Annotated in this window: 26 protein-coding genes; 14 read left to right on the forward strand and 12 right to left on the reverse strand. The window is 59.1% G+C overall.

Annotated elements, in window-relative coordinates:
• Window positions 1-10: 10 nt before the first annotated feature.
• Window positions 11-1,363: a putative porin gene (locus CWC48_RS18710; RefSeq protein WP_078049695.1), complete on the reverse strand. Its 1,353-nt coding sequence runs from the start codon at window positions 1,361-1,363 to the stop codon at window positions 11-13.
• 283 nt (window positions 1,364-1,646) lie between these two features.
• Between CWC48_RS18710 and CWC48_RS18715 the strand changes: the two genes are divergently transcribed.
• The 3 genes from CWC48_RS18715 (at window position 1,647) to CWC48_RS18725 (ending at window position 3,354) form a co-directional block, all read left to right on the forward strand.
• Window positions 1,647-2,771, forward strand: coding sequence for a GNAT family N-acetyltransferase (locus CWC48_RS18715; RefSeq protein WP_100492364.1), 1,125 nt, complete (start codon window positions 1,647-1,649; stop codon window positions 2,769-2,771).
• A 78-nt stretch (window positions 2,772-2,849) separates the two neighbouring features.
• Window positions 2,850-3,128, forward strand: a complete 279-nt coding sequence (locus tag CWC48_RS18720) for a BrnT family toxin (RefSeq protein WP_100492365.1) — start codon at window positions 2,850-2,852, stop codon at window positions 3,126-3,128.
• Window positions 3,106-3,354 carry a BrnA antitoxin family protein gene (locus tag CWC48_RS18725; protein WP_078049693.1) on the forward strand — a complete coding sequence of 83 codons (249 nt, stop codon included), beginning with the start codon at window positions 3,106-3,108 and terminating at the stop codon, window positions 3,352-3,354. The genes CWC48_RS18720 and CWC48_RS18725 overlap by 23 nt, the downstream gene beginning before the upstream one ends.
• A gap of 56 nt (window positions 3,355-3,410) precedes the next feature.
• On the opposite strand, the gene aqpZ is transcribed toward CWC48_RS18725, so the two are convergent.
• From aqpZ to CWC48_RS18750, 5 genes are all read right to left on the reverse strand, one after another.
• Window positions 3,411-4,112, reverse strand: a complete 702-nt coding sequence (gene aqpZ, locus CWC48_RS18730) for an aquaporin Z (protein WP_099493573.1) — start codon at window positions 4,110-4,112, stop codon at window positions 3,411-3,413.
• Between the two features lie 192 nt (window positions 4,113-4,304).
• Complete coding sequence (locus tag CWC48_RS18735; RefSeq protein WP_100492366.1) at window positions 4,305-6,137, reverse strand: ABC transporter ATP-binding protein; 1,833 nt, start codon at window positions 6,135-6,137, stop codon at window positions 4,305-4,307.
• Between the two features lie 81 nt (window positions 6,138-6,218).
• A complete protein-coding gene (locus CWC48_RS18740) occupies window positions 6,219-6,782 on the reverse strand; it encodes a peptidylprolyl isomerase (protein WP_078049690.1) in 564 nt (187 codons plus the stop codon).
• Window positions 6,783-6,785: 3 nt separating this feature from the next.
• Window positions 6,786-7,589, reverse strand: coding sequence for an alpha/beta fold hydrolase (locus CWC48_RS18745; protein WP_100492367.1), 804 nt, complete (start codon window positions 7,587-7,589; stop codon window positions 6,786-6,788).
• A gap of 14 nt (window positions 7,590-7,603) precedes the next feature.
• Entirely contained in the window at window positions 7,604-8,527 is a 924-nt protein-coding gene (locus CWC48_RS18750) for a LysR family transcriptional regulator (RefSeq protein ID WP_078049688.1), read from the reverse strand.
• A 49-nt stretch (window positions 8,528-8,576) separates the two neighbouring features.
• Here CWC48_RS18750 and CWC48_RS18755 point away from each other — a divergent pair, with 49 nt between their 5' ends.
• The 3 genes from CWC48_RS18755 to CWC48_RS18765 all read left to right on the forward strand — a co-directional run bounded on the left by CWC48_RS18755 (window position 8,577) and on the right by CWC48_RS18765 (window position 10,698).
• Window positions 8,577-8,891, forward strand: coding sequence for a 3-phosphoglycerate kinase (locus tag CWC48_RS18755; protein ID WP_078049687.1), 315 nt, complete (start codon window positions 8,577-8,579; stop codon window positions 8,889-8,891).
• 138 nt (window positions 8,892-9,029) lie between these two features.
• A complete protein-coding gene (locus CWC48_RS18760) occupies window positions 9,030-9,629 on the forward strand; it encodes an FMN-dependent NADH-azoreductase (protein ID WP_078049686.1) in 600 nt (199 codons plus the stop codon).
• A 202-nt stretch (window positions 9,630-9,831) separates the two neighbouring features.
• Window positions 9,832-10,698 (forward strand): carboxylate/amino acid/amine transporter, encoded by an 867-nt coding sequence (locus tag CWC48_RS18765; protein ID WP_078049685.1) that lies wholly within the window; start codon window positions 9,832-9,834, stop codon window positions 10,696-10,698.
• Window positions 10,699-10,821: 123 nt separating this feature from the next.
• On the opposite strand, the gene CWC48_RS18770 is transcribed toward CWC48_RS18765, so the two are convergent.
• Entirely contained in the window at window positions 10,822-12,120 is a 1,299-nt protein-coding gene (locus tag CWC48_RS18770; protein ID WP_100492368.1) for a mechanosensitive ion channel family protein, read from the reverse strand.
• 193 nt (window positions 12,121-12,313) lie between these two features.
• On the opposite strand from CWC48_RS18770, the gene CWC48_RS18775 reads away from it, so the two are divergent.
• Complete coding sequence (locus tag CWC48_RS18775; protein ID WP_016979359.1) at window positions 12,314-13,660, forward strand: DEAD/DEAH box helicase; 1,347 nt, start codon at window positions 12,314-12,316, stop codon at window positions 13,658-13,660.
• Window positions 13,661-13,709: 49 nt separating this feature from the next.
• Here CWC48_RS18775 and CWC48_RS18780 read toward each other — a convergent pair whose 3' ends face one another.
• On the reverse strand, window positions 13,710-13,985 hold the full coding sequence (locus CWC48_RS18780; protein WP_078049683.1) for a hypothetical protein: 276 nt from the start codon (window positions 13,983-13,985) through the stop codon (window positions 13,710-13,712).
• A 152-nt stretch (window positions 13,986-14,137) separates the two neighbouring features.
• Here CWC48_RS18780 and CWC48_RS18785 point away from each other — a divergent pair, with 152 nt between their 5' ends.
• Entirely contained in the window at window positions 14,138-14,527 is a 390-nt protein-coding gene (locus tag CWC48_RS18785) for a transcriptional regulator (RefSeq protein ID WP_078049682.1), read from the forward strand.
• 9 nt (window positions 14,528-14,536) lie between these two features.
• Here the strand turns inward: CWC48_RS18785 and CWC48_RS18790 are convergent, their stop codons facing one another.
• The 3 genes from CWC48_RS18790 to CWC48_RS18800 form a co-directional block, all read right to left on the reverse strand.
• Complete coding sequence (locus CWC48_RS18790) at window positions 14,537-15,403, reverse strand: DUF6279 family lipoprotein (protein ID WP_078049681.1); 867 nt, start codon at window positions 15,401-15,403, stop codon at window positions 14,537-14,539.
• Between the two features lie 65 nt (window positions 15,404-15,468).
• Window positions 15,469-16,191: a TorF family putative porin gene (locus CWC48_RS18795; RefSeq protein ID WP_100492369.1), complete on the reverse strand. Its 723-nt coding sequence runs from the start codon at window positions 16,189-16,191 to the stop codon at window positions 15,469-15,471.
• Between the two features lie 207 nt (window positions 16,192-16,398).
• A complete protein-coding gene (locus tag CWC48_RS18800; protein WP_003193095.1) occupies window positions 16,399-16,578 on the reverse strand; it encodes a hypothetical protein in 180 nt (59 codons plus the stop codon).
• 323 nt (window positions 16,579-16,901) lie between these two features.
• On the opposite strand from CWC48_RS18800, the gene CWC48_RS18805 reads away from it, so the two are divergent.
• From CWC48_RS18805 to CWC48_RS18815, 3 genes are all read left to right on the forward strand, one after another.
• Complete coding sequence (locus tag CWC48_RS18805) at window positions 16,902-17,738, forward strand: S1 RNA-binding domain-containing protein (protein WP_034099624.1); 837 nt, start codon at window positions 16,902-16,904, stop codon at window positions 17,736-17,738.
• Window positions 17,739-17,800: 62 nt separating this feature from the next.
• Window positions 17,801-18,199 (forward strand): DUF2177 family protein, encoded by a 399-nt coding sequence (locus CWC48_RS18810; RefSeq protein WP_078049679.1) that lies wholly within the window; start codon window positions 17,801-17,803, stop codon window positions 18,197-18,199.
• A gap of 198 nt (window positions 18,200-18,397) precedes the next feature.
• Entirely contained in the window at window positions 18,398-19,840 is a 1,443-nt protein-coding gene (locus tag CWC48_RS18815; RefSeq protein WP_100492370.1) for an NCS1 family nucleobase:cation symporter-1, read from the forward strand.
• Here CWC48_RS18815 and CWC48_RS18820 read toward each other — a convergent pair.
• Window positions 19,752-20,960 (reverse strand): MFS transporter, encoded by a 1,209-nt coding sequence (locus CWC48_RS18820; protein ID WP_100492371.1) that lies wholly within the window; start codon window positions 20,958-20,960, stop codon window positions 19,752-19,754. The genes CWC48_RS18815 and CWC48_RS18820 overlap by 89 nt on opposite strands.
• A gap of 103 nt (window positions 20,961-21,063) precedes the next feature.
• Between CWC48_RS18820 and CWC48_RS18825 the strand changes: the two genes are divergently transcribed.
• The 3 genes from CWC48_RS18825 to CWC48_RS18830 all read left to right on the forward strand — a co-directional run bounded on the left by CWC48_RS18825 (window position 21,064) and on the right by CWC48_RS18830 (window position 24,682).
• Window positions 21,064-21,957 carry a LysR family transcriptional regulator gene (locus CWC48_RS18825; protein ID WP_100492372.1) on the forward strand — a complete coding sequence of 298 codons (894 nt, stop codon included), beginning with the start codon at window positions 21,064-21,066 and terminating at the stop codon, window positions 21,955-21,957.
• Window positions 21,958-22,099: 142 nt separating this feature from the next.
• Complete coding sequence (locus tag CWC48_RS30695; RefSeq protein ID WP_003193089.1) at window positions 22,100-22,222, forward strand: PA1414 family protein; 123 nt, start codon at window positions 22,100-22,102, stop codon at window positions 22,220-22,222.
• Between the two features lie 378 nt (window positions 22,223-22,600).
• Window positions 22,601-24,682 carry an FAD-dependent oxidoreductase gene (locus CWC48_RS18830; RefSeq protein ID WP_100492373.1) on the forward strand — a complete coding sequence of 694 codons (2,082 nt, stop codon included), beginning with the start codon at window positions 22,601-22,603 and terminating at the stop codon, window positions 24,680-24,682.
• Window positions 24,683-24,689 lie beyond the last annotated feature (7 nt).

Below are 24,689 nucleotides of genomic sequence, written 5' to 3' on the forward strand. Positions count from 1 at the left end.
ACACTGACTATTAGAACTTGGCTTCTGCGTCCAGCTGCAGGGTATTGGCGTTGGCATCGCGATAACCGGTGGCGCTGGCATAGTCGGCTTTGGTCAGGAAGTACGTGGCGCCAATGGCAAAGTTCTTGTCGATGTCGTAACCGACTTTGAACTTGTGACCCCGAGCGCCGGTAAAGCCGCCGGCGAAGTCCGAGTCGGTGAAGGCACCCACCACCGCGTAACGTTGCACGTCGCGGTAGTTGTAGTCCAGGTTCAGGCCGAAGACCTTGGACTTGGCACCGAGCAGCCAGGCAGTGTCCTTGTCCTTATCGGTGGCTTTGGTGTTTTGCACGTACTGGCCGTAGAACGACAACGGTACTGCCAGCCCGCCGATGTCGACCTGGCTGAAGCCTTCATACAGGCGGTACTCGCTGGCGTTGCCGGCCGTGGTGTTGGCCACGGTTTCGCCTGGGGTCAGGCAGCCGGGGGTGGTGCCGGTTGCTGTCGGGCAACGGCTGTCTTCATCGTTCTGGAACGCGTAGACGCTGCCGCCCAGGGTCAGTTTCAGATTGTCGGTCAGCGAGAAACGAGACCCCAACTGGCCGGCGGTCATGCGCAGGTCATTGCGAAATTGCACGCCGTCGCCGTTGACGTTGTCCTTGAGGTTGTAGTTACCCAAGCTGCCGAACAGCTCGGCGCTGCTGCCCAGTGGGTACTTGTAGGTCAGTGCCAGGCCTTCCGGGTTGATATCGCTGTCCCAGATCACGTCGCCCATGCTGACCCACGGTTGCAGCATCTTGCCGCCGATCACGTGCAGGTTCTTGATTTGGGTCGGGTGGTAGTCGATGTAGCCCAGGTCCAGCCAGATCGACTTCTTGTTGAAGTAGCCATCCAGGTCCTGGTTGGTGGAGCGCGCGTCGTCGCTGCTGCCGGTGGCGACACGAATGCCGGTGTCGACCTGCGAGTTGATTTCGGTGTAGGCGCCCAGGCGAGCACGGATACGCTCACGGTCCTTGTCCTTGCCGCCGTTGTTCGGGGTGCCATCGATCTTGATGGTTTCGTGGCGGAAGCGCACATCGCCCTTGAGTTGAGTCTTGGCGGCCCAGGCCAGCTTCTGGTCGAAGCTGCTCAGCTCATTGGTTTTCTTCGCGGTGGCCGCGATCTGTTCGTTGGTCTCTTGTTGAGCTTGCCGTGCGATCTGCTGTTCTTTCTGGTCCTTGGCCAATTCGCTTTGCAGTTCGGTGTACTGCGCCGCGGTGATCTGGCCGTTGGCCTTGAGCATGTCGAGCAATTTAGCGTCGACTGCAGCGCTGGCCGGAACGCTCAGGGCCAGTAACAGGCCGCCGCACAGGACCGCCGCAGTTTTAGTGGAAGCAAGACGCATATCAATCTCCGAAAGTGAGGAGGGATGGCAAACCATCCAGGACACAACCGACCGATGACGGACGGAAAAATAACCACCTGCTAGAACCAGGCGCTCTAAAAACAGGCGTCAGTATCACGATCGTTTATGACGGCGCAGTGGCTAAGTGATGTCATCTAGATGACAAATTATTTATGTTCGGAACTATTGGTTTAGAGCCTTGTCGCGCGATTCGGGGGTGTGCGAAGCCTGGCGATCAGCGATACTCGACAGGCTTTCACGCCCTGAAGTAGTGAGGATGCCGATGCCGCTGCAACGCCTGGACAGCCTGTCCGAGATCGCCCCGCAAGCCTGGGATTCACTGGTGCCACAGGCCCAGCCGTTTGTGCGCCATGCGTTCCTGAGCGCATTGGAAGACAGCGCCAGCCTGGGCGCGCAATCGGGCTGGCAACCGGAGCATTTATTGCACTGGAAGGGTGATCGGCTGGTAGCGGCCTTACCCAGTTATCGCAAGTGGCATTCCTACGGCGAGTACGTGTTCGATCACGGCTGGGCCGATGCCTGTGAGCGGGCCGGTATCGACTATTACCCCAAGCTGCTGACGGCGGTGCCCTTCAGCCCTGTCAGTGGGCCGCGCCTGTTGGCCGCCAGTGCCGATGAGGGCTTGGAGCTGCTCAAGAGCCTGCCGGGTTACCTGGAAATCGAAGGGCTTTCCAGCGCGCATATCAACTTCACCGATGACCTGGCCGATGCTGCATTGGCCCAGCAACCGGGCTGGTTGCAGCGCCTGGGTTGTCAGTTTCACTGGCAGAACCGTGGCTACCGCGACTTCCAGGACTTCCTCGATGCATTGAGTTCACGCAAGCGCAAGCAGATGCGCAAAGAGCGTGAACAAGTGGCGGGGCAGGGCATCGATTTCGAGTGGCTGCAAGGCCATGAATTGAGCGAAGCCCAGTGGGATTTTGTCTACGCCTGCTACGCCAACACCTACGCCGTGCGCCGCCAGTCGCCCTACCTGACCCGCGCGTTTTTCAGCCTGCTGGCCGAGCGCATGCCCGAAGCGATCCGCGTGGTGCTGGCCAAACAAGGCCCACGCCCGGTGGCCATGGCCTTCAGCCTGATCGGCGGCGACAGCTTCTACGGCCGCTACTGGGGCTGCCTGGCAGAGTTCGATCGCCTGCACTTCGAAACCTGCTTCTACCAGGGCATGGACTACGCCATCGCCCACGGCCTGCAACGCTTCGACGCGGGGGCACAGGGCGAGCACAAATTGATTCGCGGGTTTGAACCGGTGATCACGCGGTCCTGGCACTACTTGCGCCATCCGGGATTGAAGAACGCCGTGGAAGATTTCCTCGAGCGCGAGCGGGTGGGGATCGTGGCGTATGCCGAGGAGGCGAGGGCAGCCCTGCCTTATCGGCAGGGCTGAGACCGCTGGTCTGGTAGCGTTTTCTAGAATGAGTGATATCGCTATCCTGTATGTACAAAAGTAAATACAGGATATGCCATGTTATTTGAGTGGGATGAATCCAAAAATAAAGCCAATATTGTTAAGCACGGCATAGATTTTAATGACGTCCCAGATATCTTTAGGCACCCAATGCTGGCCTTACGCGATGATCGAGCGGATTATGGCGAGGAGCGTTGGATTAGTATTGGCTGGATCAAATTGTTAGTGGGTGTGGTCGTATACACCGAGCGATGTGGTGATGTGATCCGTATCATCTCCGCCCGAAAAGCAACCAAGAAGGAGGCCAAATATTATGACGCAAACATCGAAAACTGATTGGGAGCGCTTGGCCAAAATGAATGATAGAGAGATCGATACCAGCGATATTCCTGAGCTGGATGCCGATTTTTTCCGGCGTGCTGAGTTACGTGTTCCAGTAAAGCAGGCGGTCACTATTCGACTGGATGCTGATGTACTGGAGTGGTTCAAAGGTCAAGGATCTGGTTACCAGACGCGAATCAACCAGCTATTGCGCCAGTACATGCAGGCCCATCAAGGGTGAAAGGCCGCCCGAAATGGGCAGCCCTGCCTTATCGGCAGGGCTGAACCCCTGTTGCGTCAGCCCGGCTCCTCCTTGCCCAGCCAGCGGTAGGTCACACCGCCGATTACCGCGCCGAGGATTGGCGCGAGCCAGAAGAGCCACAATTGCTGGATCGCCCACCCGCCGACGATCAAGGCCGGGCCCGTGCTGCGGGCCGGGTTGACCGACGTGTTGGTGACGGGGATGGAGATCAGGTGGATAAGTGTCAGCGCCAGGCCGATGGCGATGGGCGCAAGGCCCGCTGGGGCACGGCGGTCGGTGGCGCCGAGGATGATCACCACGAACATGGCGGTCATTACCAACTCACTCACAAACCCCGCCGCCATTGAATAACCGCCGGGGGAATGCTCGCCATAGCCGTTGGACGCAAGGCCCGACGCCAGTTCGAACCCCGGTTTGCCGCTGGCAATGAAATACAACAGCGCAGCGGCCACGGTGCCACCGATCACCTGCGCCACGATGTACGCCGGTAACTCCCGGGCCGGAAACCTTCCGCCCACCACCAGCCCCACCGATACCGCCGGGTTGAGGTGACATCCGCTGATATGCCCGATGGCGAACGCCATGGTCAGCACCGTGAGCCCGAACGCCAGGGCCACGCCCAGCAACCCGATCCCGACTGCGGGAAACGCTGCGGCCAACACCGCACTCCCGCACCCGCCCAACACCAGCCAAAACGTACCTAAACCCTCTGTGATTGAACGCTTGAACAAAGACATGCAACCCGTCCTTGATAGATCGCTCTACCCAATCAGTAAATCAGTGATGCTCCCTGCAGATTTACTTCAGCGCCCGTCTGGGCACTGCACTGATTACAGCAGGGTTGTGGCACAAATCCAGGCGCAAAAAAAAGCGCCAGCCCTTTGAAATAGAGGGCTGGCGCCGTTTTAACCTGTAGCAGCGGTATTGTTTCAATCGATGCCGACAAAGCCTCCGGTCTGATGCTGCCACAACCGCGCGTACAGCCCGCCATGGGCCAGCAACTCGGCGTGGCTGCCGCTCTCGGCAATCTGACCTTTCTCCAGCACCACCAAGCGGTCCATCCGCGCAATGGTCGACAACCGGTGCGCAATCGCGATCACCGTCTTGCCCTGCATCAGGGTTTCCAGGCTTTCCTGGATCGCCGCTTCCACTTCCGAGTCCAGCGCGGAGGTGGCTTCGTCCATGATCAGGATCGGCGCGTCCTTGAGCAGCACGCGGGCGATGGCGATACGTTGACGCTGCCCGCCTGAGAGTTTCACCCCGCGCTCACCCACGTGTGCGTCCAGCCCGGTGCGGCCTTCAGCGTCCGACAGCAATGGGATGAACTCATCGGCACGCGCCTTGTGCACCGCGGCCCAAAGCTCTGCGTCAGTGGCGTCGGGCTTGCCGTACAGCAGGTTGTCGCGGATCGAGCGGTGCAGCAGGGACGTGTCCTGGGTGATCATGCCGATCTGTTCGCGCAGGGTTTCCTGGACGACCTCGGCGATGTTCTGGCCGTCGATCAGGATGCGCCCGCCTTGCAGGTCATAGAGTCGCAGCAGCAGGTTGACCAGGGTCGACTTGCCCGCACCGGACGGACCGATCAGGCCGATCTTCTCACCGGCCTTGATCTCAAGGTTCAGGCCGCCAATGATCCCGCTCTTCTTGCCATAGTGGAAATCCACCTGCTCGAAGCGTACTTCACCGTGGGGCACGCTCAGGCGCGGGGCATTGTCGCGGTCGATCACCGCCAGCGGCTGGGCGATGGTTTTCAGGCCGTCCTGCACCTGGCCGATGTTTTCGAAAATACCGTTGACCACCCACATGATCCAGCCGGACATGTTGACGATACGGATCACCAGGCCGGTGGCCAGGGCAATCGCACCCACCGAGATCAGCGACTGCGTCCATAGCCACAGGGCCAGGCCGGTGGTGGTGACGATCAGCAGGCCGTTCATGGTGGTGATCACGATGTCCATGCTGGTGACCACACGGCTGGCCAGCTGGGTTTTTTCGGTCTGCTCGATAATCGCTTCCTTGGCGTATTCCTGCTCGTACTGGGTATGGGCGAACAGCTTCAAGGTGGTGATGTTGGTGTAGCCGTCGACGATACGGCCCATCAGCTTGGAGCGTGCCTCGGAAGAGATCACCGAGCGCTCCTTCACCCGTGGCACGAAATAGCGCAGTGCCAGGCTGTAGCTGATGATCCAGGTCACCAGCGGGATCATCAGGCGCCAGTCGGCCTCGGCAAACAGCACCAGGGAACTGATGGCGTAGATCGCCACGTGCCAGATTGCATCCACTGCGGCCACCGCCGAGTCGCGCAGAGAGTTGCCGGTTTGCATGATGCGCTGGGCGATACGCCCGGCGAAGTCATTCTGGAAGAAATTCAGGCTCTGCTTGAGCACGTAGCTGTGGTTCTGCCAACGGATCAGGCTGGTCATGCCGGGGCTGATGGTCTGATGCACCAGCAGGTCATGCAGGGCGCCGAAGATCGGGCGCAACAGCAGGGCGACCACGGCCATCCAGATCAGCTCGGTGCTGTGCAACTGGAAGAAATTCGCGGGCGGCGTGCCCTGGGCCAGGTCGATGATGCGGCTCAGGTAGCTGAACAGCGCCACTTCAATGAGTGCACCGATCAGGCCGACCACCAGCAAGGCAGCAAAATGCGGCCACACCTGGCGCAGGTAGTAGAGGTAGAAGGGCAGGACTTTATCGGGCGGGGCGGCGCTGGGGGCGTCGCGGAAAATATCGATCAGTTGTTCAAAACGACGATAGAGCATTAGGTATGACACCCGCGGGGCGGGCTCTCCTTTCAAATGCGCGCGCGGCCTTGTGGGCTGCGCGCGGAACTACCTGCTACCTCAATCGATGCGCTTGGCCGACTTGATGTACACAGGATCGATTGGCACGTTCTGCATGCCCTGCTTGGTAGTGGTCTGCGAATTGACGATCACATCCACCACGTCCATGCCCTTGACCACCTTGGCGAACACGGCGTAACCGGCATCGCGGCCCGGGTCGAGGAAGGCATTGTCGGCGACGTTGATGAAGAATTGGCTGGTGGCCGAATTCGGGTCGTTGGTACGCGCCATGGACAAGGTGCCACGTACGTTATGCAGACCGTTGCTGGCTTCGTTCTTGATCGGGTCCTTGGTCGGCTTTTGGGTCATCGCCTGGGTGAAGCCGCCGCCCTGGATCATGAAGCCTGGGATGACGCGGTGGAAAATCGTATTGGTGTAGAAGCCGCTGTCGACATAGGCCAGGAAGTTCTTGGTGCTGATCGGCGCCTTGACCGGGTCCAGTTCGATCTCGATGTCGCCGTTGGTAGTCGTGATCAGGACGTGAGGCGCCTTGGCGGGTTCAGCCGCCATCAGGTTGGCAGCGAACAAAACAGAACCGGCAAAGAAGGCGATTTTTTTCAGCATGGGTCAGTGATCCTGGGTAGTGGTTTCGACTGTCTTTAGAAATTCGAGCAGGGTTGCGTTAAAGACTTCGGGTTGGTCCAAGGGCGTGGCATGGCGGGAATCTTCGATCACCACCAGTCGCGCATCGGGGAGCAGTTTTACATAGTTTTCTTTTTGCGCCACGGGGGTGTAGTCGTGGTCGGCGCTGATGACCAGGGTTGGACAGGTGATCCTGGAAAGTCGTTCCTGCACGCCCCAGCCCACAATCGCATCGAAGCTGGCGAGATAAGCACGTTTGTCGTTCTTTGCCCAGCGTTCGGCCATCTTGCGGCGCAGGTCGGCCTGGTGTGGCTTGGGGAACAAGCGGTCGCCCAAGGCCTTACCGATGGTGTTCAAGCTGAGCGCGCGTGCGAGGCTCCAGCGTTTGGCCCATTGCCAGTAATCATCGGCACTGCGCACTTTCACCTGCGGGGCGCTGTTGACGATGCACAGGCTCTTGACGAGCGCGGGTTCATCCACCGCCAGCTGGAAGGCGATCATGCCGCCCATGGACAAACCCACCACGTGGGCGGGTGGCAGGGCCAGGTGGTCGAACAGCGCGAGCAGATCAAAGGTGAAGCCCTGGATGCTGTAGCGTTCGCGCGGTTTGTCCGAGCGGCCATGGCCACGCACGTCCACTACGATCAGGCGGTAATGCCTTGCCAGCACGGGCACCTGCAGCTCCCAGTCCTGGCAACTGGAGCCCAGGCCGTGGATCAGGACCAGCGGCGTGCCGTGGCCGTATTCCTCGTAGTGCAGGCTGCATCCTTCATGGTCGAACCAGGCCATGCATGAACTCCGTTTCAGGCTTGCTGGGGGGCGGCGAAAGGCGCGTCCAACGGGGCGGTGTCAAAGGTGCGCAGCAGTTCCACGAGGATCTGCGTCGCCGGGCCCAGCGGCTTGTCTTTGTTCGAGTACAGGTAAAACGTAGGGTTACGGCTTCCGCCTTTTTCCAGCGGGAGCTGTTTGAGCAGGCCCTCCCTGAGTTCGCGTTCGATCAGGTGGCGGGGCAACCAGGCAAAGCCCAGGCCGCTGCTGACGAACGTGGCGGCGGTGGCGAGACTGCCGACAGTCCAGCGCTGCTCGGCGCCGAGCCAGCCCACATCCCGCGGTTGCTGGCGGCCGGAATCGCGAATCACCACCTGCATCTGGCTTTCCAGGTCCTGGAAGCTCAGTTCGCGGTTAAGACGATGCAGCGCGTGGTCGGGATGGGCCACGGCGACGAATTCCACATCGCTCATTTCCGTACCCAGGTAGCCGGGGATGATAAAGCCGCTGATGGCCAGGTCAGCCATGCCATCGAGCAACAGTTCCTCGACGCCGGACAACACCTCTTCACGCAGGCGTACGCGGCAACCGCGACTTTGCGGCATGAACGCGGTAAGCGCCCGCACCAGGCGCGCATTCGGGTAGGCCGCGTCCACCACCAGGCGCACCTCGGCTTCCCAGCCCTGTTCCATATGGTGGGCGAGGTCTTCCAGCTGGCTGGCGTTTTTCACCAGTTGCCGGGAGCGGCGCAACAGCACTTCACCGGCGTCGGTGAGCACTGCCTTGCGCCCATCGATGCGTAACAGCGGCACGCCGAGCTGGTCTTGCATGCGGGCCACGGTGTAGCTCACCGAGGACTGTGAACGGTGCAGCGCTTCAGCCGCCTGGGCGAAGCCGCCATGGTCGACCACGGCTTGCAGCGTGCGCCATTGATCGAGGGTAACGCGGGGCGCTTTCAAGATGGGTTCCTCTTGTCCTAAGCTGACAGTCCTTATTGGAGACTGTCGAATGAGAAAATTCTGTTGTGTGTTGCTGGCGCTGCTGCCGATGAGCGCGTTTGCCTACCCCATCGACGTGACCAAAAAGATCGACGGTGTCAGCATCGATTACACCGCCTCCGACGTGGACGGCGATATCAGTTCGATCCAACTGAATAACTACGGCACCCAGGATGCCGTCTGCTCGGTAACCTTCACCAACGGTCCGGAATCGCCGCGTCGCAGAACGGTCACGGTGCCTGCAGGCAAAAGCACGAACACCACGGTCAAGTTCAACCGCGCGATTATCAAGATGCGGATCGCCCTGGCCTGCACGCCGAAGTAACCGACAGCGGAGCATGCTCCGCTTATAAACAAATTTATAGATCGGTTATAGCAGTTTTTTGCGCTTTTTTATCGAATTGGCTCTGTCTACTCTTCACTCCATCGACTTACAGCAATTACAGATGGAGCCTACATAGCCATGTCCAATGTTCTGATCATCGAAAGCAGTGCCCGCCAGCAGGATTCGATTTCCCGCGAACTGACCCAGCAGTTCATCAGTCAATGGCAGGCCACCCATCCAGCCGATCAGATCACCGTGCGTGACGTCGCCCTCAACCCGGTCCCGCACCTGGACGCCAACTTGCTGGGCGGTTGGATGAAGCCTGCGGATCAGCGCAATGAACAGGAGCAAGTCTCCCTGGATCGCTCCGACGAATTGACCCACGAACTGCTGGCCGCCGACGTACTGGTAATGGCCGCGCCGATGTACAACTTCGCCATCCCAAGCACCCTCAAAGCCTGGCTGGACCACGTGTTGCGGGCCGGTGTGACCTTCAAGTACACCGCCACCGGGCCACAAGGTTTGCTCACCGGTAAGCGCGCTATCGTGCTCACTGCGCGCGGCGGTATCCATACCGGAGCGAGCTCCGATCACCAGGAACCGTACCTGCGTCAGGTCATGGCCTTTATCGGCATTCATGACGTCACTTTCATTCACGCCGAAGGGGTGAACCTGAGCGCAGACTTCCAGGAAAAGGGCATCAACCACGCCAAGGCGTTGCTGGCACAGGTTGCCTGATCCTTTAATCGCCAGATAATCCCGCGATGTTTATCTAGCCCCACGCAAACCCTTCAAGTACGCGTAACAGACCTCCCTTTGCACTTTTGCTCCTGAGTGCTCCTGCCCGACTGACGCTTTAGCGAGGTCGGGTTTTTTTTGCCCCGAGTTTCTTCAACCGCCGAAAACCTTTAATGTCCCGCCCATTCAAAACGAGGCGCGCATGGGCTACTTACTGGTTGTCACCCTGATTCAGGCATTTTCCTTCAGCTTGATCGGCGAATACCTCGCCGGTCACGTCGACAGCTACTTCGCCGTGCTGGTGCGCGTGTTGCTCGCCGGGCTGGTCTTCATTCCGTTGACCCGCTGGCGCTCGGTGGAGCCGGCCTTCATGCGCGGCATGCTGGTGATCGGCGCGTTGCAGTTTGGCGTGACCTACGTGTGCCTGTACCTGAGCTTTCGTGTGCTCACGGTGCCGGAGGTGCTGCTGTTCACCATCCTCACGCCACTGCACGTGACCTTGATCGAAGATGCCCTCAACCGTCGCTTCAACCCCTGGGCGCTGATCGCCGCGCTGGTGGCGGTGGCGGGCGCGGCGGTGATCCGCTTTGACCAGATCACCCCGCACTTCCTTGGGGGCTTCCTGCTGCTGCAACTGGCCAACTTCACCTATGCCGCCGGGCAGGTGATGTACAAGCACCTGGTGGCGCGCTACCCCAGTGACCTGCCGCACTACCGGCGCTTTGGTTACTTCTATGTGGGCGCGTTGTTGGTGGTGTTGCCGGCGTTCCTGCTGTTCGGCAAAGCCAACTACTTGCCCGACGCGCCGCTGCAATGGGGCGTGCTGGTGTTCCTCGGGCTCGTCAGTACGGCGCTGGGCATGTACTGGTGGAACAAGGGCGCCTGCCTGGTCCAGGGCGGCACCCTGGCGGTGATGAACAACCTGCATGTGCCGGTGGGCTTGCTGCTCAACTTGCTGATCTGGAACCAGCATGAACCGCTGGGCCGTTTGGCCTTGGGTGGGTTGGTGATTGTGGGGGCGGTGTGGATCAGTCGATTGGGTGTGCGCAAACAGCCGATCCTGCGCTGAACCATCTGTGGGAGCGGTCTTGCTCGCGAATGCGGTGTATCAGTACCAGATTGACTAGCTGAAACACCGCTTTCGCGAGCAAGCCCGCTCCCACACAAGCCCACTCCCACAGGGGGACTGGTGTCAGGCAGATTTGTTTTCCTGCGTCGGCAAATGACTGGCGCCGAGCAAGGCCGGTAGCATCCCAGCCCTTAAATCATTGCCACTTGGCTGCTGATACAAGCTCAAGCCAAACTCCGGCAATACCGCCAGCAGATAATCAAAAATATCCCCCTGGATCCGCTCGTAATCCGCCCACGCCGTGGTACGGGTAAAGCAGTAGATCTCCAGCGGCACGCCCTGGGCGGTGGTCTGCATCTGGCGCACCATGCAGGTCATGTTTGGCTGGATGTCCGGGTGGCTTTTCAGATAAGCCAGGGCATAGGCGCGGAAGGTGCCAAGGTTGGTCATGCGGCGGCGGTTGGCCGACAACTGTGCGCTGTGGCCCTGGGCTTCATTCCAGGCTTTAAGCTCGGCCTGCTTGCGCCCGATGTAGTCGGTGAGCAGGTGCACCTGGGTCATGCGCAGTTCTTCGTCGTCGCGCAGGAAGCGCACACCGCTGGCGTCGATGTAGAGGCTGCGCTTGATGCGGCGCCCGCCGGAGGCCTGCATGCCGCGCCAGTTCTTGAACGACTCGGACATCAGCCGCCAGGTGGGGATGGAGACAATGGTCTTGTCGAAGTTCTGCACCTTGACCGTGTGCAGCGTGATGTCCACCACGTCACCGTCGGCGCCGACCTGGGGCATTTCGATCCAGTCGCCGACCCGCAACATGTCGTTGCTGGTCAACTGCACGCTGGCGACGAACGACAGCAGGGTGTCCTTGTACACCAACAGGATCACCGCCGACATCGCACCCAGGCCTGACAGCAGCAACAGGGGCGAGCGATCGATCAGGGTGGCGACGATGATGATCGCGCCAAACACGAACAGCACCATCTTCGCCAACTGCACGTAGCCCTTGATCGAGCGGGTGCGGGCATGTTCGGTACGGGCGTAGATGTCGAGCAGGGCGCTGAGCAGGGCGCTCATGGCCAGCACCAGGAACAGAATGGTCAGCGCAAGGGCCACGTTGCCGATGAACAGGATGGCGGTCTTGCTCAGGTCCGGCACCAGGTACAAGCCGAACTGGATCACCAGGGATGGCGTCATCTGCGCCAGGCGATGGAAGACTTTGTTGTGCCGCAGGTCATTGAGCCAGTGCAGCGCCGGTTGCCGGCCGAGCAGTTTGACGGCGTGGAGGATGAGGTAGCGCGCCACGCGCCCGAGCAACAGGGCAACCACCAGCAACACCAGCAAGCCGAGGCTGGCATGCAGCAGCGGGTGTTCATCGAGGGCGCCCCAGAGGTCCTGGGCGTTGAGCCAGAGCTGTTTGATATCCATGGGTGAAACCGATTCTTCTGTGGGACAAGACGGGGCGATTAGAGCATTTAAGTGCATCAAAGTTGACGTCATGGACAAATGTCCTGACAAAAAAGCGGTTCAATAGCACCGTTCGCGTAAAGAAACTCGGTTTGGACGCCCGAAACCGGTACCCTATGCAGCTGATTTTTTGTATTTCTTCGAGGTAGCACCCGTGTTTTCCCAATTCGCCCTGCACGAACGCCTGCTCAAAGCCGTGGCCGAGCTTAAATTTGTCGAGCCTACGCCTGTGCAAGCAGCGGCCATCCCGCTCGCGCTCGAAGGGCGTGACCTGCGGGTGACGGCTCAAACCGGTAGCGGCAAGACCGCTGCTTTCGTCCTGCCTGTGCTGAACCGCCTGATCGGCCCGGCCAAGGTTCGCGTCAGCATCAAGACCCTGATCCTGCTGCCGACCCGCGAGCTGGCCCAGCAGACCCTGAAGGAAGTCGAGCGCTTCTCGCAGTTCACCTTCATCAAGTCCGGCATCATCACCGGCGGTGAAGACTTCAAGGTCCAGGCCGCCATGCTGCGCAAGGTCCCGGACATCCTGATCGGCACGCCGGGTCGCATGATCGAGCAACTCAACGCTGGCAACCTCGACCTCAAGGAAGTCGAAGTGCTGGTGCTGGACGAAGCCGACCGCATGCTCGACATGGGCTTTGCCGACGACGTGCAGCGCCTGGTCGGCGAGTGCGTCAACCGCCAGCAGACCATGCTGTTCTCCGCCACCACCGGTGGTTCGACCCTGCGCGACATGGTCGCCAAGGTACTGAACAACCCTGAGCACCTGCAGGTCAACAACGTCAGCGACCTGAACGCGACCACGCGCCAGCAGATCGTCACCGCTGACCACAATGTGCACAAAGAGCAGATCCTCAACTGGCTGCTGGCCAACGAGACCTATCAGAAGGCCATCGTGTTCACCAACACCCGCGCCGCCGCTGATCGCATCTACGGCCGTCTGGTAGCCCAGGAATACAAGGCGTTCGTGCTGCACGGCGAGAAAGACCAGAAGGACCGCAAGCTGGCCATCGACCGCCTCAAGGCGGGCGGTGTGAAGATCCTCGTTGCCACCGACGTTGCCGCGCGCGGCCTGGACGTGGACGGCCTGGACCTGGTGATCAACTTCGACATGCCCCGCAGCGGTGACGAATACGTGCACCGTATCGGTCGTACCGGGCGTGCCGGCAACGATGGCCTGGCCATCTCGCTGATCTGCCACGGTGACTGGAACCTGATGTCGAGCATCGAGCGCTACCTCAAGCAGTCGTTCGAGCGTCGCACCATCAAGGAAGTCAAAGGCACCTACACCGGGCCAAAGAAGGTCAAGGCGTCGGGCAAAGCCGTTGGCGTGAAGAAGAAAAAGACTGACGCCAAGGGCGACAAGAAGAAGACCGGTGCCAAGTCGCCGACCAAGCGCAAGATCGCCAACCGCCCGAAGACTGACAACCTGTCGCTCGTCAGCAAGGATGGCATGGCACCACTCAAGCGCCGCAAGCCAGAAGCACCTGCTGCGGAATAAGGCTCGGGTGATGTAAAAAAACCGGACGATTGTCCGGTTTTTTTTGCCATCAGTTTTGAGTTTTGGCCGCGGCTTCCTTGAGTTCCTTGAGGCGGGCGTCGATGAGCTGACATTTGTCGGGGAACTCAGCGCTTTCCGTATCCAGGTCCATCTTCTGGAGCTCTTTGTTCATCTCCTTGGCCTTGTTCGGGTTCTGTTCAGTCAGCTTGGCCACTTCCTGGGCCAATTGCTCGCGCTTGGTTGTGGCCTCGTCGGGCGTGCAGGCCCAAGCGGGCAGCGCGCTCAACAACGCGGCGGCGATGGCCAGGTTCATCAGGGTTTTCATGGTAGACCTCCTTGGCGGTTATGTGCTGTTGAGGCCGCGAACGTCTGGAAAGTTCAGAGAAATGACGTCTGTCTATTAGGCTGAACGGCTACTGACGCGGCCTGTCACAACCTTGACGGGCTACTTTCCACCAGCCTGCAGGAGGAATCAGGATGACGACTTACAACTGGGATCTGATCGAACGTCTGCTGCATGAAGTGCAGAACGGCGAGGGCAGCTTCGCCCCGCGCAAATACGCCGAGCAGGAAGCGGCCGAGAAGGCCACGGCGGGCGAGTCCACCGGCAACCTGGACGCACTCAAGAAGACGGCGGCAGATTATGAAGCGCTGTTGTTCAAGCGTGGTTTTATTGAATCGCGCCCCGAGGAAGAGGGCGGTAATGGCGAGAATTTCATCCTGACGCCGCTGGGTGCGCAGTTGCTGGCGCTGATCGACAGCTCGATTCCGGGCAATGATCACCCGCGCCAGGTGCTCGATGAGCAGGCGGATGCGCTGGATCCGGCGACCTTTGCCGAGGTGTCTTCCAAGGCTCAGATTGCCTGATCCAATGCGTTACAGTGCGGCGGCCTTGAGGCATTTAAGTGCCTTGAAGTCGCTGCGTACACCGTCGATTTTCTGCGTCAGTTTCAGGCGCTGTTGCACAGTACTTTCCGCCATAAGGTCCACGATCAGGCTGCGCGCTGCGGCTTCGGTCTGTGCATAGGCGAGGCGGTACTCAGGCGTCCATAGACTTTCCCGGTCTACCAGCAATTGCTGCATTTTCTGCGGGAAGTCGGCGCTCTTGCGTTGTTTTACGGCGTCGATAAATTGCGCCTGCCAATGGGCGCGGTTGCCGATCCATTGCTGGTTTTGCTCACCCAGGCTGATGGACCAGGCCGTCACGCGGTTTTTCTGGCTGTCGCTCAGGGGACCCATCCATGCATCCAGGCGCTTATTCATGCGCTCGGCGCGTTCCTGGATCTGTTTGGCCAGTGGTGGCTTGAGGTAGTCGTCCTGGCGTTTGCGCAGGTCCTTGGCCAGGGCTTCATTCATTTCCTTGACCTGCTGATCGTCCAGCCCCTGCAACAATTCGATGGCCGACGGCGTAATTTCGCGGGCGACTTCGGCGATGGCCGTTTTGGCTTCGGCGGTGCGGGTCTGCAAGGCGGCGTCGGTGACCTGATTGTCGTCGACCATCTGTTGCAGTCGGTCCAGCCAATCCAGGTAGCCCGGCAATTGCGTGGTGCAGTGCCAGGCCAAGTGCTCCTTGAGTTTGTCGTTGAACCAGCTCTTCTGCCCGGCGTTCATGTCCAGGTAGTCATTGAGGGTCCAGGGAATGATCACGTCCAGGTTGCGATAGGCCAGGCCTACGCGATTACAGCCAGCGAGCACCAGGCTCAGGGTCAGTAATACCACCAGTAGTTTGAGCCGACGCAGCATGGGCGGGTCCTTCACAATGTGGGTTATTGCATGTGAACCTGTGCCGGGTGCGACAGTTCAGCCCATTAATAAAACGACCGCACCGCCTTCAGCGTCAACAGGCCATCGCATTGCGAATTGTGTCCGGAATAGGCTGAGCAATCCCCGCCGCTGAGGCTCGAGTCGCTGTAGATAAGATCCAGATCAACGCCCTTCCACTCTCGGGAGAATTGCACCGACCAGTCGCTGAAGGTGCGAATGGAGCCGCCTTCCACCGAGACCGGGGTGCCCAGCTGATGAGTGGTGTATTTCATGCTGACACCGATGCCAAAAGGCTGAGTGCCGCCCAGGTCGGCAAACAGGGTGCTGTCCTGGCGATCCGGATCATTGCTGAAGGACGCGCCGAAGCGATTGCCCAACAGGTTCAGGCCGCCGTAGAACTCCTGGCTGTCCAGAGGGCTGAGCTTGGGGTAGCTGTAGTGGATCAGGCCCACTTCGTAGCCCAGGGTCTGGTCGAAGGGGTGTTTGAAGCCCATGTAGGAGTCGACTTCGAGATTGCTGGACGAGGACAAGCCCATGTTCGGTGAGAATTGGCCGAAGTACAGGCCGCTGTCGTGGCTCAAGTCCAGACCCCCGTGGAACGAGTCGCTGCCCGGAGAGGTTGGCTTGACCAGACCCTGGGCCATGCTGCGACTGGGGGTCGTGCCCAATTTCAGGTCGAAGTCGCCCAATTCGCGCTGGAAAATCTGCGCTTCGGCGAGTGGGCTGGCCACCAGGGCACCGATCAGGAACATGCAGGATTTGAACATGCTTCACTCCATGAAAAGCGAGGAGCAGTGACGGGGAAAATCGGGCAGATGCCCGTGCTAGACGTGTGCAAGCATACCGGCGAATGCCAGGAGATGAGGCCCGTTCGTCGATTAGCGTGGTTGTGGGATGGCTGGCGAGGGTATTTCGGGCTCTAGTCCTAGCGCCTTGAAGGCAAGACGCTTAGGGACCAGGGGTGTTGCGCAGTATTACTTTTTACCCAGGCTGATCTGCTTGGACGGGCCGAATGTCTGGCCACTGACGCCCTTGGCAATTTGCTGGATTTCGCCGCCGGACTTGAGGAATGCCGCAATCTGGCTGTTGATCGACTCGCTGGTTTCAACGGCGGGAGCTGGCTTTGCTTTGCTGTTGGATGCTTTTACGCGCATGGCGGCCACTAACCTGTAGAAAATTAACTTGGCCAGGCATCGTACAGGAAATACTTGACAATTGCTTGGTAAATATCCCCCGGTAATAAGTTGCGGGGTCGAAAATAGCCAAAGTTTATTTTTGAAATAAGCCTCTAACTTGCTGTTTTAACTCGAAACGACAGGCAGGGAGGGCGGTTGGCAGCGCCGGAAAATTCAGCCCAGTGATCGGACGAGCGGGGCAGTGCCATTGGAAAGCCACGCCAGGCCGCGATTTTTCAGGCGCGCGCGCGTGGCAGGCGCAACTCGGGTAGAATGCCGCCCACGTAATGAGGGTATTGAACATGGCTTTAGTCGGGCGCTACAACAGCTTGCAAGTGGTTAAACACACTAACTTTGGTTTGTACCTAGACGGTGCGCAAGACGGTGAAATCCTCTTGCCTAATCGGTATATCCCCAAAGATATTCCCAGTGAAGATGAAGACTGGCTTAACGTTTTCATTTATCTGGACAGCGATGACAAACTTATCGCCACCACTGAGAAGCCCAAAGTTCAAGTGGGTGAATTCGCCAGTTTGAAAGTGGTCGAAGTCAACAGTATTGGCGTGTTTCTCGACTGGGGTTTGCCCAAGGACTTGCTGCTGCCGTATTCGGAAGAAAAACGCCAGTTGAGCGCCGGTGAATACTGTGTGGTGCACGTCTACCTCGACAAGCACACCAAGCGCATCACCGCCACCGCACGCCTGGATCGCTACCTGGACAAGACCCCCGCCAACTACCAGGTGGGCCAGGAAGTCGACCTGTTGGTGGCCGAAGCCACTGACATGGGCTTCAAGGCGATCATCAACAACAAGCACTGGGGCCTGATCCACAAGAACGAAGTGTTCAAGTTCCTGCGCCCGGGCAAGGAAGAAAAAGGCTTTATCAAAGAGATCCGTGCCGACGGCAACATCAGCCTGAGCCTGCAACCGGTTGGGCAGGAAGCAGCCTCCAGCCTGAACTCGAAGATCCTCGCCAAGTTGCGCGAAAACAACGGCACCTTGCCGGTCAGCGATAAAAGCGATCCGGCGGTGATCAGTAACTTGTTCGGCGTGAGCAAGGGCAACTTCAAGAAAGCCATCGGTGCGCTGTATAAGCAAGGCCAGATCGTGATTCATGCGGATCGCATTGAACTAAGCTGAGTGCGATTTGCTCTTCTGTAGGAGCTAGGCGTCCCCCTCGCTCCTATAAAAGGGCTGCACCCATGTCGAAAAAATCCTTGTTCGCCTTCCTCGGTACCTTGCTCGCGTTTCTGCTCCTCGACGGCCTCTGGCTCGGCGTCTTGATGGGCCCCACCTATAAATCGCTGCTCGGCCCGTTGATGCTCGATCAACCACGGCTGTTGCCGGCGGTGTTGTTCTATCTCCTCTATGTCATCGGTTGTGTGGTGTTCGTGGTATTGCCCAGCGCCAGCTGGCAGCGTGCGGCCCGAATGGGTGCGTTGCTCGGCCTGGTCGCCTACGGCACGTACGACCTGAGCAACTGGGCCACGCTGCAAGGCTGGTCGGCCCAGCTTGCGGTCATGGACATGGCCTGGGGCACGTTCCTGACCGCTGCGTGCTGCACGGTGGGCTACCTGTGTGCACAACGAGTGCACCGCTGATTGTGTACAGGATGTACATGCACCGTTGCTGAGCGTAGCCCCACCCTATAACCCTGTATCCAACCCTTTGGAGCGACGTGCCAGAGGGATTGCGCTCAATTGGCACGCATTCTGCTGACTATCTCGTATACAAACCATGCCGCCTCCCGTATGCACCCTGCGACGGTAGCGCAGGCCGGTATATCGAGGAGCCCAGCGATGTCAGAACAATTGCCCAAAGGCTACAGCCCGCGCCTGTATAACCAGGACCTGGGTCCACTGCCGCAAAAGTGGAACTGGTACAACATCTTTGCTTTCTGGATGAGTGATGTTCACAGCGTTGGCGGCTATGTGTTTGCCGCCAGCCTGTTTGCCCTCGGGCTGGCCAGCTGGCAGGTGTTGATCGCCTTGCTCGTGGGTATCTGCATCGTGCAGTTGATCGCCAACCTGGTGGCCAAGCCCAGCCAGCAGGCAGCGGTGCCTTATCCTGTGATTTGCCGGCTGGCGTTTGGGGTGTTCGGTGCGAATATTCCGGCGGTGATTCGCGGTTTGATCGCGGTGGCCTGGTACGGGATTCAAACGTACTTGGCCTCGAGTGCGTTGATCATCGTGGTGCTGCGTTTCTTCCCACAGATGGCGGTGTATGCAGAGCCACATTTTGCAGGCCTGTCCTACCTTGGCTGGTTGGGTTTCCTCAGCCTGTGGGTGCTGCAAGCGGCAGTGTTCTGGGCGGGCATGGAGTCCATCCGCCGTTTTATCGATTGGGCGGGACCGGTGGTGTATGCGGTGATGTTCGCCCTGGCGGGCTGGATCGTGTGGAAGGCCGGTTGGTCAAACATCAGCTTCACCCTAGCGGAGAAGTCGCTGTCGGGCTGGCAAGCATTTGGCCAGGTAATTGTGGCCACGGCGTTGGTGGTGTCGTATTTCTCCGGACCGACCCTGAATTTCGGCGACTTCAGCCGCTACTGCCGCAGCATGCAGGATGTGCGACGCGGTAATTTCTGGGGGCTGCCGGTGAATTTCCTGGCGTTTTCCCTGGTGACGGTGGTGATTGTCTCGGGCACCTTGCCGGTGTTCGGTGAAATGCTGCATGACCCGATCGCGACGGTTTCGCGCATCGATAACAGCATGGCCGTATTGCTGGGCGCGTTTGCCTTTGTCACGGCAACCATCGGCATCAATATTGTCGCCAACTTCGTTTCGCCGGCGTTTGACTTCGCCAACGTTGCCCCGAGCAAAATCAGCTGGCGCGCGGGCGGGATGATCGCTGCCGTGGCGTCGGTCTTCATCACCCCGTGGAACCTGTTCAACAACCCGCTGATGATCCACTACACCCTGGATATCCTCGCAGCTTTCATCGGGCCGCTGTTCGGGATCCTACTGGTGGATTTCTACTTGATCAAAAAACAGAAGATTGATGTGGATGCACTGTTTGACGACAGCCCCAGCGGGCGTTACTACTTCGACGGCGGCGTGAACTGGACGGCGGTCAAGGCCCTGGTACCCGCGACGCTGGTGGGCGTCGCGATCACCTTCACCCCGGCGCTGCAGGGCATGGCCAACTTCGCCTGGTTTACCGGGTGCTTCCTGGGTGGGCTGTTTTTCCTGGTGCTGGCACGGCGTGAACAGGTGCGTGTGCCTGCGCCGATGGTTGCCGGCTGACCAACACCGAGCCTGCCACCAATAAGCCCGCGCCGGCGACGACCAGCGCGGGTTGCAGGCCGCCGCTCAGGTGGCTGCTGACCGACGCCAGCAACGGGCCACTTAACTGGCCGATGGCGAAGCTGGCGGTCAGTAGCCCGGTGCTGCGTTGGTAGCCATGGGGGGCGACGTCCCGCAGGCGTGCCATCACCAACTGCATGCACGCCAGGAACGGCCCGCCACACAGCAATACCCCGAGTGCCAGGCCCCAACCATTGCCCAGCAGGCAGGCAAACACCCCGGCTGCTTGCAGCCACAGGGTGGTCATCAGCCACCGGCGAGTGGTGTCTGGATCCTTGCGACGCAGGGTTGCCACCACCACACCTATCGCCGCTGCCAGGCCAAAACACGGCCAGAACAGGTCGGCCTGCCAGGCGCCCTTGAATTGCGCGCTGGCCATCTGCGACAGGAACGTCGCCGGGATGATATAGCCAAGGCCGTACAACACGTAGATCCAGCACAAATGCGCAATGTTGCCATTGCTGCCCGCGTCGGAGTGGCCGGCTACGGGGCTCGCGGCGGCAGACGGCTTGGGCAGGAACGGCAGAATCGCCAGCAACATCACCAGCGCCACCACGCCGTACACCAACCACAGGGTGGCCGAGTTTTGCCCCAGCAGGTTGGCGCCGAGCGCCAGTAATCCGGTCAGCAGAATCCCCAGTCCGGGCCCGGCGAATACCAGTGCGCCCAGACGCGGACGCCCGGCGGCAATCGCCAATGGTTGGCTCAGGCTGGTAATCATCACCAGTGCCCAGGCACTCGCGACCCCGGTGCCGAAGCGCAACAACAGATGCGGCCAGAACCCATGGGCCCAGTACGACGCCAGGGTCAGCAGCACACACAGCCACAACCCGCCATACAAGCGTCCACGCACATGGTGATGACTGCGCGCAAAGATCGAATCCACCGCCCCGACGAAGTAGCCCAGGTAATTGGCGGCGGCAATCAGGCCGGCGCCCGTGAGATCGATCTGCCCTTCACTGAGCAGATGGGGCATTTGTGGGGTAAGGGCGAAGCGGCCAATGCCCATCGCCATCATCAAGGCGACAAAGCTGGCAAGTAAGCGAATCAACGGGGACATGGTCTGGTTTCCTGCGGGTAAACGAATACCTTCAGGCTAAAGCCGATTGACTTTCTGTAAAATTGAATAATAGTGAGTAACTTGTTCTGTTTTGGAGAAAGGTATGGAGTTCAGTCAATTGCGCATCTTCCAAGCCGTGGCGGAAGAGGGCTCCATCACGCGAGCGGCTGACCGTTTGCACCGGGTGCCGTCCAACCTGTCAACGCGCCTCAAGCAAATGGAGGAACAACTCGGCGTCGAGTTGTTCGTGCGCGAGCGCCAGCGTTTGCAGCTTTCTCCTGCGGGCAAAGTGTTGTTGGACTACAGCACCCGTCTGCTGGCGCTGCACGACGAAGCCCACGGTGCCGTGCAAGGCGGGCAGCCGGCGGGTGATTTTGTTCTGGGCAGCATGTACAGCACGGCAGCGGTGCATTTGCCGAAGCTGCTGGCGCGTTATCACAAGGCTTACCCGATGGTGAACCTTCAGGTGCAATCGGCGCCCAGCGGCGAGTTGCTCGAAGGTTTGATTACCGGTCGCCTGGATGCTGCCTTTGTGGACGGCCCCATCACCATCGCCTCCCTGGACGGGGTGGCCCTGTGCGAGGAACGCCTGGTGCTGATCTGCGAAGCCGATCACCCGCCGGTGCGCGGGCCGCAGGATGTGGCGGGCCGCTCAGTGTTTACCTTTCGCCGCAGTTGCGCCTACCGCACGCGCCTGGAAACCTGGTTTTCCCACGAGCGGGTGGCCATGGGGCGGGCAATTGAGATCGAATCCTACCAAGGCATGCTCGCGTGTGTGATCGCCGGATCCGGGGTGGCGTTGATGTCCGAATCCATGCTCGCCAGCCTGCCAGGCAAGGACAGCGTGTCCGTTCATCCGCTGACAGGGCCTTTTGCCACTGCGACGACCTGGCTGATGTGGCGAAAGGGTATGCTCGGCGCTAACCTCAACGCATGGATCGACCTGCAGCAAGAGGGCAAGGCCGAGTTCCTGCAAGACACACGTGCGATTGCTTGAACGATCCGTCAGGATTTGGATCAATTCAGTAATAGTTCGTTGTGGTTTCGTTCAAGCAATGCGTAGGACTTAGGGCTACTATCAGTGTAGGAAAGGGCGACAGATCTTGCGCCTACCAGCATTACCCTCAAAGGGGGCAACCATGAAAGAGAAAATTCAAAACTGGCTCCATGATCTGGGTGTTGCATTGGGCTTGATCGAGCCTCCACTGCAGCCTGTGCCGATTCGTACAGATGACGAGCAACGTCGTCCACGTCGGCGATAAACTGCAGTCTTTATAACGCCTCAGAATCCAAGTGGGAGCGGGCTTGCTCGCGAAAACGGTGTGTCAGCCGATGAAAAAGTTGACTGATACGCCGCGTTCGCTGGCAGGCCTGCTCCCACAGTTCTTTTGCATCAGGCAAAAGAGCTGTGCGACAGCTGTCGCCGCTCCCTGCTTCCGCATAGGGCTGTATTTCCGTCTAACTCATCCTTGACCCTGAACATCGTCGGAAAGGGACTGCCTGTCAGTCGGAATCGGCTGACTTATCTAATTCTGGAAATACGCATAGCTTGAAACTCAAGCGCCTCTTCGTAGCGCCCCAACTTTATTGAGTTCCTCTTTTCGAGGGGGCACTCATTCAGAAATGTTGGAGACACAGCTATGTCGCTCTCTTCAGTTCCGCCTGTTGCCGTGTCACTCATCGCCACCACCGAAAGCATTTTACATATCGCACCTGCATCAAGAGGCTGGAAGGCTGACGCACCCAGCAACGTAGTGTTTCTTCCTCAAACATTGACCAAGCAAACTCTGCTCATGCAGATCGGACTACTGCGTCCATCAACGCTCATTGTGGGGGACCAAGTCATTGATGCAGACGTCATTGAGCAGTGGCGTACCTCCCATCCCTTTGGAGACCTCTCTTTGGTTCGCAGGGGCACGAGTCTGGATAAGGTGCGGCTGGACTTGTGCGACTCCAACGATATTCGAGTGTTCAATACACCGGGGGTCAACGCACCGCATGTTGCTGCCTATATCGCGCATTGGCTGAAACAGGCCGATGGCTCCTTACCGCTTGATATCTGTGTACTGGGATACGGCAATGTGGGTAAAGAGCTTGTCAAATTGTTGCTGGATCGAGATCCGGATGTTCGGGTCAAGGTGTTGGCTCGACAAGGCCGCTCACCGGCCAATATTGACAGCCGCGTGTCATTTGTGACGGACTGGTTCGAGGCGTTGGAGGGGGCTTATGCTGTTGCCCTATGTGTATCCATGAATGATGAAACCGCCCATCGCATTGATCAAGCCCTGATTCAAAGCCTGCACCCACACGCTCGCTTGGTGTGTGTCGCCAAGCCGGATATCTTCACTGATGGTGCTGTGCGGGCGCTGGCAACGTCTGAAAATATCCAGTTGGTATTGGACTATGGGCCTGGGACACTGGATGCGTTTCGAATGCGCGCACAAGCGCTCGGATGCGGTGTCGCCACATGGCGCAAACCCGCGACGCTGACTACGCAGGCAGCAACCACCGAAGCCTGTCATTGCGACCTTGACTATGCGGTCTCGGTTCAGCTCAGCTTGACTGCCTTGCGCGGCATTGTCAGGCGCAAACTTGCCCAGTCATTGATTATCCCCTCTCAACAGGCTTATGCCGATGCACCGCGTGTGTCCATCATCGGCAGAGGTATCAACGGCCTGCTGCAAGCCTTGATGTTCCGCCTGGCAAATTATCGGGTCACCGTATACGGAGGAAATCAGGCGAGCGATGGAGCTAGTCATAAGCCTGTAAATATGCGGCATCTGTCAGCAACGGAGACGACTGCAAAGCCGCTGCAAAACGACCACCTGACTCCTGGTAATCAGTATTTGGCCGTTGAATGCAATCGTGCGGGCATTGAACTGTTTGAAAAGCTTCTGGCCGACAACCCGTCGCTGGGCCGATTTGTGCAGTCGCGGATCGTACGAGCCTATAGGAGTGATGCCAATGGCGTGGAGCTCGCGATCCAAGAGCAACGCGATATCGAAAACAGGCAATGGCCCAGTGGCAAGCCGGGAGGTGGACTTGCTGAGATCAGTCCACTGCAATTCCAAGAACGTTATGGGGTCCCTGGGATTGGGCGGGCTATTGAGGTGTCGGGCTACGATCTGGAATTCAGCCATCTTATGGAGGAGGTTGGGGCGCTTTTGCTGCGTTCCGGGGTTCAGTTCCTCCCCGGCCACCTGAGTGCGGTTCAAATTGCCGAGTTGAGCAGAGAGCACTTCGTCGTCACTGCCATGGGCGTAGAGGGTCCAGAGGCAATCGCGATCATCGGCTGGTTTTTCAAGTTACGTGCTATCGGTAATGAGGGTGCCGAAATGCGTGGGCTCAAGCTTCAGTACGACTTACCAATCGGCGTCATGAATTGCCGCTTGGATGGGGATTACATCCTTGTCTCCGGTGGGCAGGTTCCACCTGATTCGACGTTGGAGTACAAGGCGCAGATATTGGCGGCGTGTCTGGCCGCTGTTTCCCGGCACTTTCCAAAGTCCTATCGCGGGGCGGTCGAGAGTGGTGACTTGCACATTATCGAATGTGCCCGGCCCGGCACCTCAGATGGACTTTCAATAGTTTGTTGGTCTGCCTACAACCAAATTGTGGCCGGGGCAACCTATGCCGGGGGCACTACGCAAGGGTTGTTATGGGCCTGCTTAGTCCAAGAAATCATCCAGGCAAAAGCTTCTGCAAGTTCGGCAATGTACTGATAAAAAA

It is taken from the genome of Pseudomonas sp. S10E 269, assembly GCF_002798465.1.
Lineage (GTDB): Bacteria > Pseudomonadota > Gammaproteobacteria > Pseudomonadales > Pseudomonadaceae > Aquipseudomonas > Aquipseudomonas pergaminensis.